The organism is Chachezhania antarctica (assembly GCF_003646465.1).
GTDB classification, from domain to species: domain Bacteria; phylum Pseudomonadota; class Alphaproteobacteria; order Rhodobacterales; family Rhodobacteraceae; genus Chachezhania; species Chachezhania antarctica.
The window spans coordinates 352,325-368,229 of sequence record NZ_QZEX01000002.1; the positions used below are offsets into that span (position 1 = coordinate 352,325).

Annotated in this window: 13 protein-coding genes; 2 read left to right on the forward strand and 11 right to left on the reverse strand. The window is 65.7% G+C overall.

Annotated features, from left to right (window positions below; genetic code table 11):
- Positions 1-43: 43 nt before the first annotated feature.
- The 8 genes from D4754_RS24335 to D4754_RS05480 all read right to left on the reverse strand — a co-directional run bounded on the left by D4754_RS24335 (position 44) and on the right by D4754_RS05480 (position 9,235).
- A complete protein-coding gene (locus D4754_RS24335; protein ID WP_240453757.1) occupies positions 44-2,815 on the reverse strand; it encodes an MFS transporter in 2,772 nt (923 codons plus the stop codon).
- Positions 2,800-3,174 carry a radical SAM protein gene (locus D4754_RS05450; protein WP_121061902.1) on the reverse strand — a complete coding sequence of 125 codons (375 nt, stop codon included), beginning with the start codon at positions 3,172-3,174 and terminating at the stop codon, positions 2,800-2,802. The genes D4754_RS24335 and D4754_RS05450 overlap by 16 nt, the downstream gene beginning before the upstream one ends.
- 28 nt (positions 3,175-3,202) lie before the next feature.
- Positions 3,203-4,450, reverse strand: a complete 1,248-nt coding sequence (locus D4754_RS05455; protein ID WP_121061903.1) for a peptidoglycan-binding domain-containing protein — start codon at positions 4,448-4,450, stop codon at positions 3,203-3,205.
- 304 nt (positions 4,451-4,754) lie between these two features.
- The gene (locus D4754_RS05460) at positions 4,755-5,867 is read right to left on the reverse strand and encodes a GGDEF domain-containing protein (protein WP_121061904.1); all 1,113 of its coding nucleotides are present in this window, start codon (positions 5,865-5,867) and stop codon (positions 4,755-4,757) included.
- The gene (locus D4754_RS05465; RefSeq protein WP_121061905.1) at positions 5,864-6,451 is read right to left on the reverse strand and encodes a heme NO-binding domain-containing protein; all 588 of its coding nucleotides are present in this window, start codon (positions 6,449-6,451) and stop codon (positions 5,864-5,866) included. The genes D4754_RS05460 and D4754_RS05465 overlap by 4 nt, the downstream gene beginning before the upstream one ends.
- Before the next feature lie 121 nt (positions 6,452-6,572).
- On the reverse strand, positions 6,573-8,141 hold the full coding sequence (locus D4754_RS05470; protein ID WP_121061906.1) for a trimethylamine methyltransferase family protein: 1,569 nt from the start codon (positions 8,139-8,141) through the stop codon (positions 6,573-6,575).
- Positions 8,142-8,255: 114 nt separating this feature from the next.
- A complete protein-coding gene (locus D4754_RS05475) occupies positions 8,256-8,945 on the reverse strand; it encodes an HAD family hydrolase (protein WP_121061907.1) in 690 nt (229 codons plus the stop codon).
- Between the two features lie 11 nt (positions 8,946-8,956).
- Entirely contained in the window at positions 8,957-9,235 is a 279-nt protein-coding gene (locus D4754_RS05480) for a DUF3572 domain-containing protein (protein WP_121061908.1), read from the reverse strand.
- Positions 9,236-9,334: 99 nt separating this feature from the next.
- On the opposite strand from D4754_RS05480, the gene D4754_RS05485 reads away from it, so the two are divergent.
- Positions 9,335-10,726 (forward strand): diguanylate cyclase domain-containing protein, encoded by a 1,392-nt coding sequence (locus D4754_RS05485; protein ID WP_121061909.1) that lies wholly within the window; start codon positions 9,335-9,337, stop codon positions 10,724-10,726.
- Positions 10,727-10,790: 64 nt separating this feature from the next.
- Here D4754_RS05485 and D4754_RS05490 read toward each other — a convergent pair whose 3' ends face one another.
- Complete coding sequence (locus D4754_RS05490; RefSeq protein ID WP_121061910.1) at positions 10,791-11,390, reverse strand: superoxide dismutase; 600 nt, start codon at positions 11,388-11,390, stop codon at positions 10,791-10,793.
- Positions 11,391-11,499: 109 nt separating this feature from the next.
- Here D4754_RS05490 and D4754_RS05495 point away from each other — a divergent pair, with 109 nt between their 5' ends.
- Positions 11,500-12,267 carry an FkbM family methyltransferase gene (locus D4754_RS05495; RefSeq protein WP_121061911.1) on the forward strand — a complete coding sequence of 256 codons (768 nt, stop codon included), beginning with the start codon at positions 11,500-11,502 and terminating at the stop codon, positions 12,265-12,267.
- A gap of 2 nt (positions 12,268-12,269) precedes the next feature.
- Here the strand turns inward: D4754_RS05495 and D4754_RS05500 are convergent, their stop codons facing one another.
- Together D4754_RS05500 and D4754_RS05505 are read right to left on the reverse strand one after the other, a co-directional pair.
- Positions 12,270-12,851, reverse strand: a complete 582-nt coding sequence (locus D4754_RS05500; protein ID WP_121061912.1) for a sarcosine oxidase subunit gamma — start codon at positions 12,849-12,851, stop codon at positions 12,270-12,272.
- Positions 12,844-15,855 (reverse strand): sarcosine oxidase subunit alpha family protein, encoded by a 3,012-nt coding sequence (locus D4754_RS05505; protein ID WP_121061913.1) that lies wholly within the window; start codon positions 15,853-15,855, stop codon positions 12,844-12,846. The genes D4754_RS05500 and D4754_RS05505 overlap by 8 nt, the downstream gene beginning before the upstream one ends.
- Positions 15,856-15,905 lie beyond the last annotated feature (50 nt).

Sequence of the window (15,905 nt, forward strand, 5' to 3'; positions counted from 1 at the left end):
GGCTGGCGCGAACCTGCCGTTGAACTGAAACTTCAGGCCGCGATCACTCGTACCCGCTGCGCCGGGCGTCCCAGAGCGTGATGGCGAACAGCACGAAGCCCGCGGCACTCAGCCCCGCGCCGACATAGCCCGACACCTCGAAGCCGTGTCCGGACGCCACGAACCGCGCGGCCAGGAAGGGCCCCAGCGCGTTGGCCACGTTGAAGGCCGCGTGATGCAGCGACGCCGCCAGCTGCTGGGCGTCGCCCGCGACATTCATCAGCCGGGTCTGCATCACGGTGGATACCCCGCCCAGCACGCTCATGCAGAAGACGGCCAGCGCCATGGGCCAAAGCCCCAGCCCCACCGCCGTCGGGAACAGGAGCAACACCACGGCACCGCCGCCGAACGCCACATAGGCCGTCAGGTTCAGGTTACGGTCGGCCGCGGCGCCCATCAGCAGGTTGAAGACCGTCATGCCGACGCCTGCCACCATCAGCATCAGCGCGACCTCGTCATGGGTCTTGCCAAGCGTCGTGATCACGGTGGACGCGATGTAGGTATAGACCGCGAAGAATCCGCCGAAGCCTATGGCGCCCGTCAGCAGCGTCAGCCAGACCTGCCGGTTCTTCAGCGCCCCAAGCTCGCGCAGCGGATTGGCGTTCGGATCGGCCGGCGTGCGCGGCGCCTTCAGGGCCACGGCCAAGGCCGTCGCCAGCGCCAGCCCGCCCACGATCACGAAGCCCGCGCGCCAGCCGATGAACTGGCTGACCCAGCTTGCCGCCGGCACACCGATGGTGGTGGCGATCGTCAGGCCAAGGAAGATCCGCGCCACCGCCGACGCCCGCCTGTTCCGCGGCACGACCGAGGCCGCGACAAGCGCCGCCACCCCGAAATAGGCGCCATGCGGCAGGCCGGAAAAGAAGCGCGACAGGACGAAGGTTCCGAAGGTCGGCGCCATGGCCGACAGCGTGTTGAAGACGGCGAAGGCCAGCATCAGCCAGATCAGCAGCCGCCGCTTGCGCATCCGCGCGCCGGCCACCGCCAGCAACGGGGCACCCACGACCACGCCGAGCGCATAAGCGCTGATCGCATCGGCCGCGCGGGCCTCACTCACCCCCAGATCGGCGGCGAAATTCGGCACCAGCGCCATCGCGGCGAATTCCGTCGTGCCGATGGCAAAACCGCCCATGGCGAGCGCAAACAGCACCGCGCCCACGGGGATGCCGCCGGGCGCGTCGGCCGCACTGGGCGGCGACAATTCTGCCGTCTGATCGGACATGGAGACGCGTACCTTTCCGGGGACCTGACAGGTCCCGTGAACCGTGCCTCCCACGCTCCCAGACGTAGCTGCACCGCAGCATTCAGGCAAGCGATCAGCAATGCTCAATCGGTTTGTCCGATATGCACATTGGGCAAGGGGACCGTAGCTCTCGCCCGGGACGGACAGACCGGATCCGGAAACCTGACCCGGCGGGATGGGTGGGATAGCCGACCCCGGGCGGGAGCCGAGGGCGAAGGTATCGAATGGCGCGTCACGCCTGCAAGCAGGCCGGGCGAACAACCGCCGAAGCGGGCGCGGCACCGGGCCTAATGCCGGCAATCGCGAAATGCGGTTTCGGAAAAAGCCGACCGGTCCACCCCGGTCGGGCCCAAGCCGTGAAGCCACGGGGCCCGGGGGGCCGGCGGCGCCAGCCCGCCTTGCGTTGGACATACGCATAGGTCTGCCCACCCGCAAAAATGCGCGGAGAGCAGAGGTCACATGAAAAGGGCATAGCCCGTTCGACGCACAGCATGACTGGCAGTTTCCATTGGAAATGGCGAAACCCGCCCGAAACAGGACGGAGCCTGGGTGCGGTCCATGTGATCCGCCGATATCGACCGGGGGTAGTGCGCGACCCTGGGCCAGGCCCTGCAGCGACTCATGAATAGCCCCGATGGAACCCAGTGTGTGGCGCTGCCCGGTGAGCATGCCATCCTCCTGCACGGTGGGAGAGCGCCGGGGGTCCCAGTCGTCGGACTGGACAAACCCCCGCGCCTTCGCGCGCAGGAACAATTGTTCTGCCATGTTGAGTTTCAGGCTGGGGCACGGAAGCTTGCCCGCCTCGCCCGATGCATGATCGTTGTGGACAAACTTGAACGCGCAGGCCCCGCCGCAGCTGGGCAGCAACGTGCAATCGCCGCAGACCGGATTGTCGAAGGGCGACCAGTCCGACCAGAGAGCCTTCGTTCGCGCATCCGCCTTGCGGTCATGCCCGATCACGGCTCCGACGCGCCGGCCGGCATCCATCACCGTGTCCCAGAACATGTGCTGATCGCCGTTCGGAACGACCAGGTAGGAATTGGGCGTCACCGCTGTGCAGAGCCCGAGGAACCGCGGCACTTTCGTCGCCGCGATCAGCCCCACCTCGACGGCCAGCGCCTGAAGCCGGGTCTCGGCCTCAGCGTACTCCGTCTTGGACAGGCAGCGGTCGCAGCCGCCCTGCGCGGCCTCGGCCACGCTTTCCACCGGCGCGAAGTAGACCGACACGCCATTCCGCACCCCAAGCCCCGCGCCCTGCAACGCATCCAGCAACGCGCGCGCACAGGCCTCGTTCTCGCCGTCGATATTCACCCGGACCGAGATGTGCAGCAGCCGTTCCGCCGCAATCGCCTGCACGTTCTCAAGGATCTTCGCGAAGGTCCCCCGCCCGCTGGTCAGATGACGGCGGCTGTCATGGGTCGCCCCGTCCCCGTCCAGCGTGATCTGAACCCGCGTGACGCGCGCCGCCTTCAGCTTCACCGCCACGTCCCGCGTCAGCTTGTAGCCGTTCGAGATCATCATCGAGCTGTACACCTGGCGCCCTGCGCATCGCAGTGCCGGATCGCGGCGTCCGAGATGTCCCAGATCGCGTCCTGATCCATCAGCGGCTCGCCGCCATACCATGTCAGGTGGAAACTCTTGCGGCGTTCCAACTCGCGCAGGATGAAGGCGTCGGTGGCTTCCCGCACCGATGGCGGCATCCGTGTCAGGGGCTTGTCGGTGCCCTGGAAACAGTAACGGCAGCCGAAGTTGCACGACAGGGTCGGCGCCACGGTGATCATCATGTGGCTGTCGTTGTGGCGCAAGGCATCATAGGCCGCGCGCACGACTTGCGTCTCGTCCGTCTCGGCAGCGGAAATGGAAAAGGACCGGCGCGTCGGCCGGTCCTTCATGAGTCACCAGAATCTGTTCACCGTCGGGTCAGTTCACCGATGCGGACATGTCCGCGCGCAGCGCCGACATCCGGTCCGGGGTCTGGCCCAGAACCGTTTCCTCATTGGAGTCCGCGCTGTCGATGGCCAGGTCGAACCAGCGTGCCGCCCTGCGCGGATGGGCAGACGCCACGCCGCTTCCGTCGCGCAGGTGGTGGCCGACAATCTCGGCATATGCGTCTTCCCCGGCTCCCACGAGCAAAAGCGCCGATCCCAGCGTCATTTCGGGGTCATCGGTCCGGTAGCCGACGCCAAGGCAGACCTGACCGGTATCGACCGCTTGCTCGGTCGGCATGCCCGAGCTTGCCAGGAATTCGGAAACAGACGTCACCACGGCTTTCCGACCAGACCCGGTCAGTTCGGCGCGGAACGGTGCCATCGCGGCCGAGATGCCTTCGCAATGGGCCTCGATCTCGGACTTGCTCAGGTTGGTCACGGCGGCCTCGAGCGGAGCGGTTTCGGCAATGGCGTAATTGCGGGCCACGCAGTGCTGCCACTCGAGCGCGCCGTTGCTGCGCGCGGTGTCGCAGGCTTCGGAACGCACGACCGGCAGCGGGATCAGCGTGATTTCCTTGCTGCCCGCAGCCGGGGTACCCATCGTCACGGTCGAAGCCGCGCGCGTCACTTCGGGGCTGGTTCCGGCCGATGCCTGCACCACGGGTGTCGCCACGCCGTCGCGCTCGTCCCGGAAAAGCCTCAGCAGCGCGGTGGGGCCTTGCTCGGCCAAGACCGTGTCATATCGCGCCACGCCGCCCGACGCGCGGGCGCGCTGGTAGCTCGACAACAGGAACTGGCGTTCGCTGTCGGTCAGGGTGCCATCGGAAGGATCGTTCATCTCGGCCTGGTAGCGCGAAACGGCCGACCGGCTGTTCTGGCCCAGCACGCCATCGACCGTCCCCGCATCGAAGCCGAAGAAATTGAGCGCGGTCTGCACCTGCCTGTTCTCGGTCCGCTGCGCGGACGAGATCGACGGGCTTGTCTTCCTCGGTGTCGAAGTCGCGGTGCTGCGCTGGGTCGACTGCGTTGTTGCCTGCTGGGACTGCTGGCCGGCGTAATAGGCCGCCTGCGCCTGCTGCTGCGCCTTGCGGCGGTTCTGCTTGACGACCTCGTTGACGATCAGCCCGCCGATGATCAGACCACCGGCAATGGCAAGCTCGTCACCGGCGCGGGCCTTTGGCGCCGGGACAGTGATTGCGACCGCCGTGGCGGCTGCGACGAATATGGACCTTCCACGCATGGTGATGTCGACGCTCCTGTCTTGTTATCATGTCCGCGCCGTTTCGCGGGCGGATTGCTACAAACCAACGCGCGAGATCCGCACTAGGTTCACGGCAGGTGCGCATGATCGGCATCACATGGACGTCCCGGTCAACTGGATACGCCGCCAAGCCCCTGTTTTGGCGGCGTATCGCCGTTTCGGACCCACCGGCGGCGAACCGCCGCCGGTGGTCCGATCACGTGTTCGGGAAACCAGCGACAGAACCCTGGCCCGCGCACGTATCACTGTGTCGGCGCGTTCTGGGGCGCGGCCTCCCCCCGGCTCAGGCCCCGTCCCCGGCCTGCCGGCGGTTCACCAGAACCCTGGGCATGAACGCCGAGGCACCGCTGACCAGCATGTCTGGCGAAAAGAAACGGAAACAGCCCCGGCCGGCGCGCTTCGCTTCGTAGAGCGCGACATCGGCAAAGTTCAGGATCGCGTTGAAGTCGGCACGATCGGCGCCGTCCTTGACCTCGGCCACCGACCCGTCGGGCGCCTGACCGGGCACGGGAAGGTACCGGACCTCGGCCGAGATGGCGATGCCGACGCTGGCCGAAATGGTGCATGTCTGACCGCCATAGGTGATCGGCTGCTCAAGCCGGTCAATCAGGCGGCGGGCGATGGAACCCAGCTGACCCCGGTCGGTCAGCCCGTCGAAGATCAGCACGAATTCGTCGCCGCCGATGCGCGCGACGGTATCGCCTTCGCGGGTTTCATCGACCATGATCCGGGCCACGTACTGCAGGACATGATCGCCCGCGGCGTGGCCCAGCGTGTCGTTCACATCCTTGAAGTAATCGAGATCGAGATGCAGCAGCGAATAGGGCCTCTGCACCGCTGTTAGGCGGTGCAGCACGTGGTTGACCGCGCGCCGGTTCTTCAGGCCCGTCAGTGTATCGGTGAAGGCCTGTTCCTCGGCCGCGATCATGGCGCCCTGCAGGCGCACGTTGAGGGAGCGCGAGGCCTCCATCGCGGCGGATTTCGATTCCATCAGGTACAACAGTTCGATGGTCTGGTCCGTGGGCGCGAAATCCTTGCTGCTGAGCGAAAAATCCCGCACCGCATCGAAGACCGAGATGCCGAAGGACAGGTTGATGATCGCGCCGGCATCGTCGGGCAGTTCGACGAAGACGCCCTTCAGGGTGATGCCGGGCGGCATGCGCATCTGCATATGCAGTTTCGACCCGGACGTCTTGGCAAGATCCTGCATCGTCAGGACCGACCGCGGCCGGATCACGCGGAAGAATTCCAGCGCGCGGTGACCCACGAACTCGGTCTCCGGGCAGACCTTCTGCAAGGTCGGGCCGACATGCCGGATATGGCCGCATCGATCGACCCAGATCGCCATCGGGCAGAGTTTCTCGATCACGTCCTTGAGCTGGCCCAAGTCGATCATCCGTGCGACGCTCCCAGCTCGAACGTGCGGCCTTCGGAAAAGGCGCTCTGGATGACCGAGATGGAAATCTGCTCGCACCGTTCGCTGCCGCCAAGGTAATCCAGCAGCACGAGCGCGCCGTAATCGTCGGCCATGGCCCGCAGGATGCCCATGAGCGTATAGGTGAACCCCGGCAGCCCCAGCCCGCAGTTCAGGCAGTAATCCCCGTTGGTGTATTCGCGCAGTTCCAGCGTGGGCAGATCAAGGTCGGGAACCGCAAGCCGCGCCCTGTCGGGAAGATCGTCCAGCGAATGCAGGAAATCGGGATAGGTCTCCCCCCCGAAGCGCAAGAGCCGTCGCAGGCGCTCCAGCTCGGGATGGGAGACGAGGTAGGTGCCGACGTCTTCTAGGATGTCGTCCAGCGGACGGTCCAGTTCGGTTGCAAGCGCCGCCAGCAGTTTTTCCGTGATCCGGTCTTCGTAGGTGAACATGGCTTCGAACTCGACCTGGCCAAGCCCGGCCGCGTCAAGCATGCGTTTCCAGCGATCCTGTCCGTAGGTGTTGCAGACAAAGGACTGCAACGCCCTGTTCACCAACCCGTGCACGCAGGTACTCCCGTTTCCGGCAGAAAAGTATCGATGCCAAAGACAACTCTTCGCCGGACGCGGTTAAGAAAGATGAAAGAGATAAAATTGACGGGATTTACGGCGGGTTACAGGATGCCTGTCAGTAATCGGTCGGTGCGCCGCCTTCGGCCTTTCGCTTGGTCACGAAGGCGCCCAGTTCCTCGCGGATGGCCTCGTCCATCGGCGGCGCCTCGAAATGGTCGACGATGGCGCGATACAGGTGATGTGCGCGTTCCGCCGTCCAGATCCCGCCCGCGGCCATCCAGCCTTCGAAGTTCTTCCAGTCGCTCAGGAACGGCTGGTAGAAGGCGGTGGTATAGCGGTCCTGCGTGTGCTGCGTGCCGAAGAAATGGCCGTTCTGGCCGACCTCGGCGATGGTCGACAGGGCCATCGCATCGGTGTCGGTCGCGGTGATCACCGGCTCCATGTAGCGCTGGATCTGTTGCAGGATCTCGCAATCCATAAGGAATTTCTCGGGCGAGGCGATCAGCCCGCCCTCCAGCCAGCCGGCGGCGTGGTAGACCATGTTGGCCCCCGACTGCACGGCCGACCAGAGCGAATTCGACGTCTCCCACATCGCCTGCCCGTCGGGCACGTTGGCGGCACAGGCGCCGGACGCGCGCAACGGCAGCCCGTAGAACCGCGCCAACTGCCCGGTCATCTGGGTTGCGCGCATGTATTCGGGCGTGCCGAAGGCGGGCGCGCCGGATTTCATGTCGACGTTCGAGGTGAAGGTGCCGAAGACACACGGAGTTCCCGGGCGGACGTACTGGAAGAGGGCTATGGCCGACAGCGCCTCGGCCACGGATTGCGCCACCGCGCCGCCCATGGTGACGGGCGCCATGGCACCGGCCAGCGTGAAGGGGCTGACCACCACCGCCTGGCCCCGCCGGGCGAGCCGCAGGCAACCGTCGATCATCGGCTGGTCGTGCTTCAAGGGCGAGGTGGAGTTGATGTTGGTGTAGAACCGCGGCTTGGCGTCGAATTCTTCATGGGTCAGGCCGCCGGCGATGCGGACCATCTCCATCGCGTCCTCGACCCGTTCCTTGCCCAGCGAATAAGTGTGAACCACCTTGTCGCCCAGCAGCAGCTTGTCGAACAGCACATCCAGATGGCGGACCGACGGATGCAGGTCGACGGGTTCCACCGGGTAGCCGCCTGCGAAATGGATGCAATCGAAGAACTGGGTCAGTTTCAGCAGATCGCGGCACTGGTTGCGGGTGCCGGGCATCTTGCGGCCCAGTGACAGGTCCCAGTAGTTGGGCGGCGACGACACGTTCCCGAACAGCAGCGTCTTGCCGCCCACGGTGATCGTGCGGTCCGGGTTGCGGGGCGTGATGGTGAAGCTGTCGGGCGCCTTGGCCACCATCTCCATCACCCAGTCGCGGCCCATGCGGACGATTTCGCCGTCCACGGTGCACCCCGCCTCGCGGAACAGCTGCAACGCTTCATCGTTCAGAAAGGCGACGCCCACCTCTTCCAGGATGCGCATCGCGGTGTCGTGGATCGCCTCGATCCCGTCGGGGCCCAGGGGTTCGGTCGGGCGGTCGATGTTTTCGATCATGCGCCATGGCATCTGTTCGATGATGGCACTGCCCCGCCGCGCCTTGCGGCCCGCCCTGCCCCCGCCGCGCGCCTTGCGCGGGGCCGGATCTGTGCCATCTGCCATCTGGGACTCCCTTGTTGAACGGCTCCACAGGGCCAGAGGATCGCGCGCCGATCCGGTCCGATTGCGACAGGACTTGTCGCAAACCAGCACTTGGCGCCCAGATTTTCGCCGATCTCAGGCGTCGAGCCATTCGGGCAAGTGGCCGATATCGGGCAGAACCACGTCGGCATGGGGCTGAAGCTCGGCCACCTCGGCCGGGCCTGTCAGCACCGCCACCACCGTCATGCCCGCCGCGCGCCCGGCGATCAGGTCATGGGTGCTGTCGCCCACCATCACCGTGCGCCCGGGCGCCACGCCGACGCTGCGGCAGAAGGCCAGCAGAGGATCGGGCGACGGTTTGGCCCCGTGGCCACTGTCGGCCCCGGCCACGAAATCGAACCGTTCCAGCACGCCCGCCGCGCGCAGCTGGGCATGGGCGGAGATCTCGGCATCGTTGGTCATCACGCCCAGCCGCAGGGACCGCGCCGCAAGGCTGTCGAGGAAACCGGCCAGCGGCACTGCAGGCACCAGCGGCGCAAGGGCCGCGCGTTCGGCCAGGAACCTGTCGAGGTCATCGATGCTTCTGTCCGGCAGCCCCTGCTGCAGCAGGAACGACGCTTCACGGTTGGTGCCCGCGATCACCGGGCTGTCTGGCCGGAACGATACGGAGTCCAGATCAAAATGTATCCGGTCGGCCAGATCCTGCTTCAGCGCCGGATCGCCGCCCGACAGGTCCTTTAGCAGGTTCGCGGCCCAGACGTTCCATGTCCCGCCGAAATCGAACAGCGTGCCGTCCTTGTCGAACAGGATCGCATCGTACCTCATGGGATTTTCCTTCACGTCCAGTTGACCTGTTGCCCGCCCGGCAACGCCGCCCGCGCGCGCATCACCCGTTCGGGATCTATCCCGCGGCTTTCGGCAAAGGCCATCACCCAGGCGTCATCCAGCATCAGGAAATCCAGCACGGCACCCAGGAATTCGGCGTCGCCCGCCCGGTCCCGCAGGTCGTCGATCGACGCGCCGGTCGAGCCCAGGAACACCGGCATCAGGTCGTCCGAGCCCGCCAGCCAGGTCAGGACGTCCAGCGCGAAGGTTTCTGCCGCGTCAGGATTCATGCAGGAACCTCGCCGAAGGTTGAAAAGTGAAAGAATTTATTAACCAGATTCATGAAAACTGTCCGTAATAGTTAATACAACCCTCGAAAGGGCCGGAGCGTGCAGGGCACCATACTGATCCTGGATGGCGTTGCCACCAACCGCATCATCCTGAAAGTGCAGCTTTCTGCCGCGTACTATCGTATCGTCCAGGGGACTGATCTCGTTGGGTTGCGCGACCTTGTCAGACGCACCCGGCCCGACCTGATCGTGACGGCGATGAAACTGCCCGATGGCACGGCCGAGGACGTGAAGAAGATCCTTTCCGAAGATCCGCCGCAGGCCGCGATCCCCATCCTTGCGATCGGCAACCAGCGCGACCGCATGGCCCGGCTGAAGGCGCTGGCCGCCGGCATCGACGACGTGCTGGAACAGCCGCTGAACGATCTGGTGTTCCAAGCCCGGATCCGCAGCCTCCTGCGCCTGCGCGACGGGGCCGAGGACCTGCCCGCCATGACCGGAGAGGTACTGGGCTTCGCCGAGGCCCCGACGGCCTATTCCGGCCCCTCCCGCGTGGCGCTTGTCACGGCGCAGGCAGAAACCGGGACAGTCTGGCGCAGTCAGCTGGCCAGCAAGACACGGCACAGCCTGCGCACCTTCCGTCTGGGCGATATCCAGGGGCTGATGACGCAACCCGTGCCCGATGCCATCGTGATCGAGATCCCGCGCCGCGATCCCGCCCCGGCCCTGTCGCTGATGTCGGAACTGTTCGCGCGCAGCTCCACCGCCAATTGCGTCGTGATCGCACTGGCGGAAGGGGCCGAACCGCACAGCCTCGCCGATGCGCTGGATCGCGGGGCGCAGGATGTGATGGCGGGCGGCTTCGACGCGGAAGAACTGGCCCTGCGGCTGGAGCTCGACTTGGCCCGCAAGGCGCGGCGCGACCGGCTGCGGTCCACCGTCAGGGCCGGCCTGCGCGCCGCGGTGCTGGACCCGATGACCGGGCTCTACAACCGTCGTTATGCCCTGCCCTATCTCACCTCGGCCCTGCGGGACACGATCGGAACCCGGGGCGACCTTGCGCTGATGATGGCCGATCTCGACCATTTCAAGCAGATCAACGACCACTACGGCCATGCCGCGGGCGACGCCGTTCTGATCGAGACGGCGCAGCGTCTGCGCCTGATGTTCGAACCCGACGACATGATCGCCCGTGTCGGGGGGGAAGAATTCCTGATCGCCATTCCCGGCGTCAAGGCCAACGATGCCTCGCGCATCGCCCGCCGGATCTGCGCGGAAATCAACGGCCGGCCGTTCCGCATCGCCGGGGCCGAACGCCCCGTGGACGTGACCATCAGCGTCGGCGTGGTGACGATCTCGGCCGGACGGATCGGCGCGGCGGGCACCGACGAACAGCTGGCAACCCGCCTCATCGACCAGGCTGACCAGGCCCTTTACCAATCCAAGGCAGCCGGACGAAACCGGTTCAAGACCATCGAAGCAGCCGCCTGACATGAAAAACGCCCCGTCGCAGGACGGGGCGTTTTCGTAGCGTCAAAGCCTGAACCGGCCGGGATCACATGCGCGAGGCGACGTTTTCCCAGTTCACGAGGTTGTTCAGGAAGTTTTCCAGATACGCGGGGCGCTTGTTGCGGAAATCGATGTAGTAGGAATGCTCCCACACGTCGCAGCCCAGCAGCGCGGTCTGGCCGAAGCACACCGGGTTCACGCCGTTTTCGGTCTTGGTGACCTTCAGGCTGCCATCGGTGTCCTTCACCAGCCACGCCCAGCCCGAACCGAACTGGCCGCCACCGGCGGTGGCAAACTGCGACTTGAACTCATCGACCGAACCGAACGCTTCGGTCAGCGCCTTTTCCAGCTCGCCCGGCATGGCCGACGAACCCGGGCCCATCATTTCCCAGAACTGGTTGTGGTTCCACAGCTGGCTGATGTTGTTGAAGATACCCGACTGGGCCACCGAGGACTTGTCGTACGTGCCCTTGATGATCTCTTCCAGCGACTTGCCGTCCCATTCGGTCCCGGCAATCGCCTTGTTGCCGTTGTCGACATAGGCCTTGTGGTGAATGTCGTGGTGATATTCCAGGGTTTCTTTCGACATGCCCTTGGACGCAAGCGCGTCGTGTGCATAAGGAAGATCCGGAAGTTCAAAAGCCATTTGGGGCCCCCTGAATGATTACAATTGTCTGTGCTTTACATGCGTCTCGGCCCCCCGCAGGTCAAGGCCCGAGAGGGTCGCGTCTGCGCGCGACCTGCATGCGCGCGCCATGCTGAACGATCTGCAGAAGGCCTTCTGGCGGTTCCGCGGTGCCTATCCGGGCAGCCTGAACGGCGTTCCTTTCAGGTTTGACCCGCTTCACACCAAGTTCTGGCGCAAATGCAGCCGGAACGGGTGGGAGCCCGAAACATTTGATGTGCTCGACGGCCATTTGTCGCCGGACCACGATTATCTGGACATCGGCGCCTGGATCGGGCCCACGGTGCTTTATGCCGCGAAGAAGGCCCGCAAGGTCTGGGCGTTCGAACCCGACCGCGAGGCGTTTCGCGCGCTCGACTGGAACCTGTCGCTGAACGGGCTCGACAACGTGGGTGCTTTTGCCGCGGCTGTCGCGGGCGAAACCGGCGTGGCCCGGATGGCCAGTTTCCGGGGCGAACCCGGCGACAGCATGACGAGCCTTCTGAACCCCGACGGCGCCCACGGCATGGATGTGCTGACCCTCGACTGGGCCGTGTTCGAAGACGCGGTCGACCTGTCGAAGGTGTCGCTGGTAAAGCTCGACGTCGAAGGCGCCGAGTTCGACCTGATCCCGCGCCTTCTTCCCTGGCTGAAGAAACAACGCCCGGCGCTGTATCTCTCGACCCATGGCCCCTACTTACCGGAAGCGGAGCGCGCCGACGCGTTGGCCCAACTGGCCGACGCACTGTCGTTCTACCCCAGCATCCGGGACGTCAAGACAGGCACGACGGGCCGCGACGCGCTGACCGGAGACCGCGCGCTGCAAAAGTTCCCGTCGTTCCTGCTGACAGCCGGCTGATCTTACCCCGCCGGGGCAAGACCCACCGCTGAACCGGGCTGCGCGGCCGTCTTCAGCAGCGCAAAGACATAGTCCGCGACGGACCGGAAGCAGATCACGCTGGCGGTTTCGTCGTCGGTAAACCAGATCGCCGCCGGCACCTGCGCCAGGCGCGTCCGGCGCATCTGGCCCACCGCGCAACCTTCGACCGACAGATCGGCCGGGGACAGCTTGGCCAGCACCTCGCGCGACAGGGCCCCTTCCAGCCGGAACATCGCCCGCGCGTCCGACACATCGGCGGCCGAGGCGAAATCCTTGGCCATCGTGTCCTCCATCTTCGGCACGGACGGGGCGGCGTCGGCATAGGCGCACAGGACCAGCAGTTCGTCGGGCGACATCCAGGCGATGGCGCCCTCCGCCCCGGTCTCGATCCGGCCGGTCGCGGGCATCTCGGCCTTGGTCAAGCCCGTCGCCGCTTCCTTGACCGAAGCCAGCCCAAGATCGCCGCGCACGGTGATCATGCCCTGCAACGGCGCCTCGGCCACCCGGACCAGACCGCCAAAGGACTTGCCGCCCAAGGCGGTCACGGATTTCACGTCAGACATTCTGCTTCTCCCCTTCGGGGTCGTAGAAGACCGGGCTCACGATCCGGGCGCGGTAGGTCTTTTCATCAGTGCCGGGGAATTCCAGCACCTCGCCCATCCGATCGGGGCCCCGATGGACAAGCCCCATCGCGATGCCGCAGCCCAGCGTGGGCGAATGATAGGAGGAGGTCACGCGGCCTTGCGTGATCCGCTGGCCATTCGCGTTGATGCCTTCGCCAACGGCATAAGCGCCATCGGGCAGGACCGAGCCATCCAGCGTCTGCAGCCCCACCAGTTTCCAGCGATCCGGATCCATCATGTGCGCCCGCGCCTGCGCGCGCTTGCCGATGTAATCTTCCTTCTTCTTCGAAATCGCCCAGTCGAGCCCCAGATCCTGCGGGATCACGGTACCGTCGGTTTCGTCCCCGATCATGATGAAGCCCTTTTCGGCCCGCATGATGTGAAGCGCCTCGGTCCCGTAGGGCATGACGCCGTAGACCTTGCCGGCCTCCATCAACTTTTCCCACAGCGCCAGCCCCTGCCCCGCACGGACGGAGATTTCGAAGCTGAGCTCGCCCGAGAACGAGATCCGGTAGACCCGCACGGGGATGCCCGCGATCTTGCCATCGGCCCAGGCCATGAAGGGCAGCGCATCGGCGCTCAGGTCCATGCCGCCCAAGGCTTCCAGAAGCGTGCGCGCCTTCGGGCCCACGACGGCGATCTGGGCGTATTGTTCGGTCACGTTGACCACGTGCACCTTCCAGTTCCACCATTCGGTCTGGAGCCATTCCTCCATATGCGCATGGATCCGGTCGGCCCCGCCGGTGGTGGTGTGGCAGAGCCACGATTCCTGGCTGATCCGGGCGACGACACCGTCATCGGTCAGGAACCCGTTTTCCGAACACATGAGCCCGTAGCGGCAGCGGCGCGGTTTCAGATTGCTCATCATGTTGGTGTAGAGCATGTCTAGGAACCGCCCCGCATCCGGCCCCTTGACCAAGAGCTTGCCGAGGGTCGAGGCATCGAGCAGCCCGACATTTTCGCGCGTGTTCGTGACCTCGCGCATCACGGCGTCGTGCACGCTCTCGCCCTTCTGCGGGATCGCGTAGGGGCGGCGCCAGTGGCCCACCGGTTCCCAGTCGGCGCCCTGTGCGTCGAGCCAGCCGTGAATCGGCGTCTTGCGAACGGGCTGGAAGATTTCGCCGCGTGCCTCGCCTGCGATGGCGCCCATCGAGATCGGCGTGTAGGGCGGGCGGAATGTCGTCGTGCCGACCTGCGGAATGGGCTTGCCAAGCGCATTGGCAAGGACCGCCAGACCATTGATATTGGACAGCTTCCCCTGATCCGTCGCCATGCCCAGCGTGGTATAGCGCTTGGTGTGTTCGACGCTCTCGAACCCTTCGCGGGCGGCGAGTTCGACGTCCGTCACCTTCACGTCGTTCTGGAAATCCAGCCAGCTTTTCGACTTCAGGTGATAATCCGCCCGGCCCGGCATCTGCCAGACCGGCAGCATCGGCGCCTCGGTCGCGGTCTCGACCGAGGGGCGCTTAGACGTCTTCGCCTTGAAGCCTGCGCCATTGGCCGCGTCCGCGCCGGCCGAACGGGCATCCTGAATCACGGCCGCCAGTTCCATCGGCCCGCTGGTCGACCCTGCCGTGCGCACCATGGCCTGGCCGTCGGCACCTGTGGGCGGGCGCGAGAAATCGGGAAGGAAATGGGCCTGCGCCTCGTCCCACAGAAGCTTGCCGCCCGTGTGCGACCACAGGTGCACGGCCGGGGACCAACCGCCCGACATGGCGACGCCGTCGCAGGCGATCTCCTCCATCGCGCCGCCGGTGCCGTTGGTCATACAGATCTGGATGTGTTTCACCCGCTTGCCGCCCGACACCTTGCCGATGCCCCGGCCGCAATCCACGCGGATACCGGCGTTCCGGGCCTCGCCCATCAGCTCTCCGCCGCCGCCTTCGCGCGCGTCGAGGATGCGCAGCACCTCGACCCCCGCCGCGTTCAGCAGCAGCGCGGTGCGGTAGCCATCGTCGTTGTTCGTGGCCACGACCATCCGCTTGCCCGGCACCACGCCCCAGTTTTCCTGGAAATCGCGCACGGCCGAGGCCAGCATCACGCCCGGCACATCGTTGCCGGCAAAGGCCAGCGGGCGTTCGATGGCGCCGGTCGCGGTGACAATCTGCTTGGCGCGGATCCGCCACAGCCGGTGACGCGGCCCGTCCTTGTCCGGCGTGTGATCGGTCAGCCGTTCGTAGCCCAGCACGTAGCCATGATCGTAGACCCCGGCCCCCATCGCACGCAGGCGCAGGGTGACGTTGGGCATCGCCTCAAGCTCGGCCACGGTCCGGTCGACCCAGGCGCTGGCCGCAAGGCCGTCGATAATCCCGCCATCGACGGGCGAGCGTCCGCCCCAGACGGCGGTCTGTTCGAAGAGCAGCACCTTCGCCCCGGCATCGGCCGCGGCTTTCGCCGCCGTCAGGCCGGCCACGCCGCCACCGATCACCAGCACGTCGGTGTGCGTGTTGAAATGTTCGTAGGTATCGGCGTCCTTTTCTTCCGGCGCGCGGCCAAGGCCTGCCGACTGGCGGATGAAGGGCTCGTAGACCGATTTCCAGAAGGCGCGCGGGTATAGGAACGTCTTGTAGTAGAACCCCGCCGGCAGGAAGCGCGACAGATGCGCATTCACCGCGCCGATATCATGGTCGAGGCTGGGCCAGCGGTTCTGAGACACGGCCGTGAGCCCGTCGAACAGTTCTGTCGTAGTGGCGCGCTGGTTGGGTTCCATCCGGGCGCCGTGGCCGAGGTTGACCAGCGCGTTGGGCTCTTCCGCGCCGGAGGCCACGATGCCGCGCGGGCGGTGATACTTGAACGACCGGCCGACCAGCATCTGGTTATTGGCCAGAAGGGCCGAGGCAAGCGTGTCGCCGGCGAAGCCGTCGAGGGTCTTGCCGTCAAAGGTAAAGGTGATCTTGTCCGAGCGGTCGATCAGGCGGCCGCGGTCCTGGAGGCGGTAGCTCATGAACGGGTTCCCTGGCCACGAAGTCGGATTTGAGTATTTGGAGAAAGAAG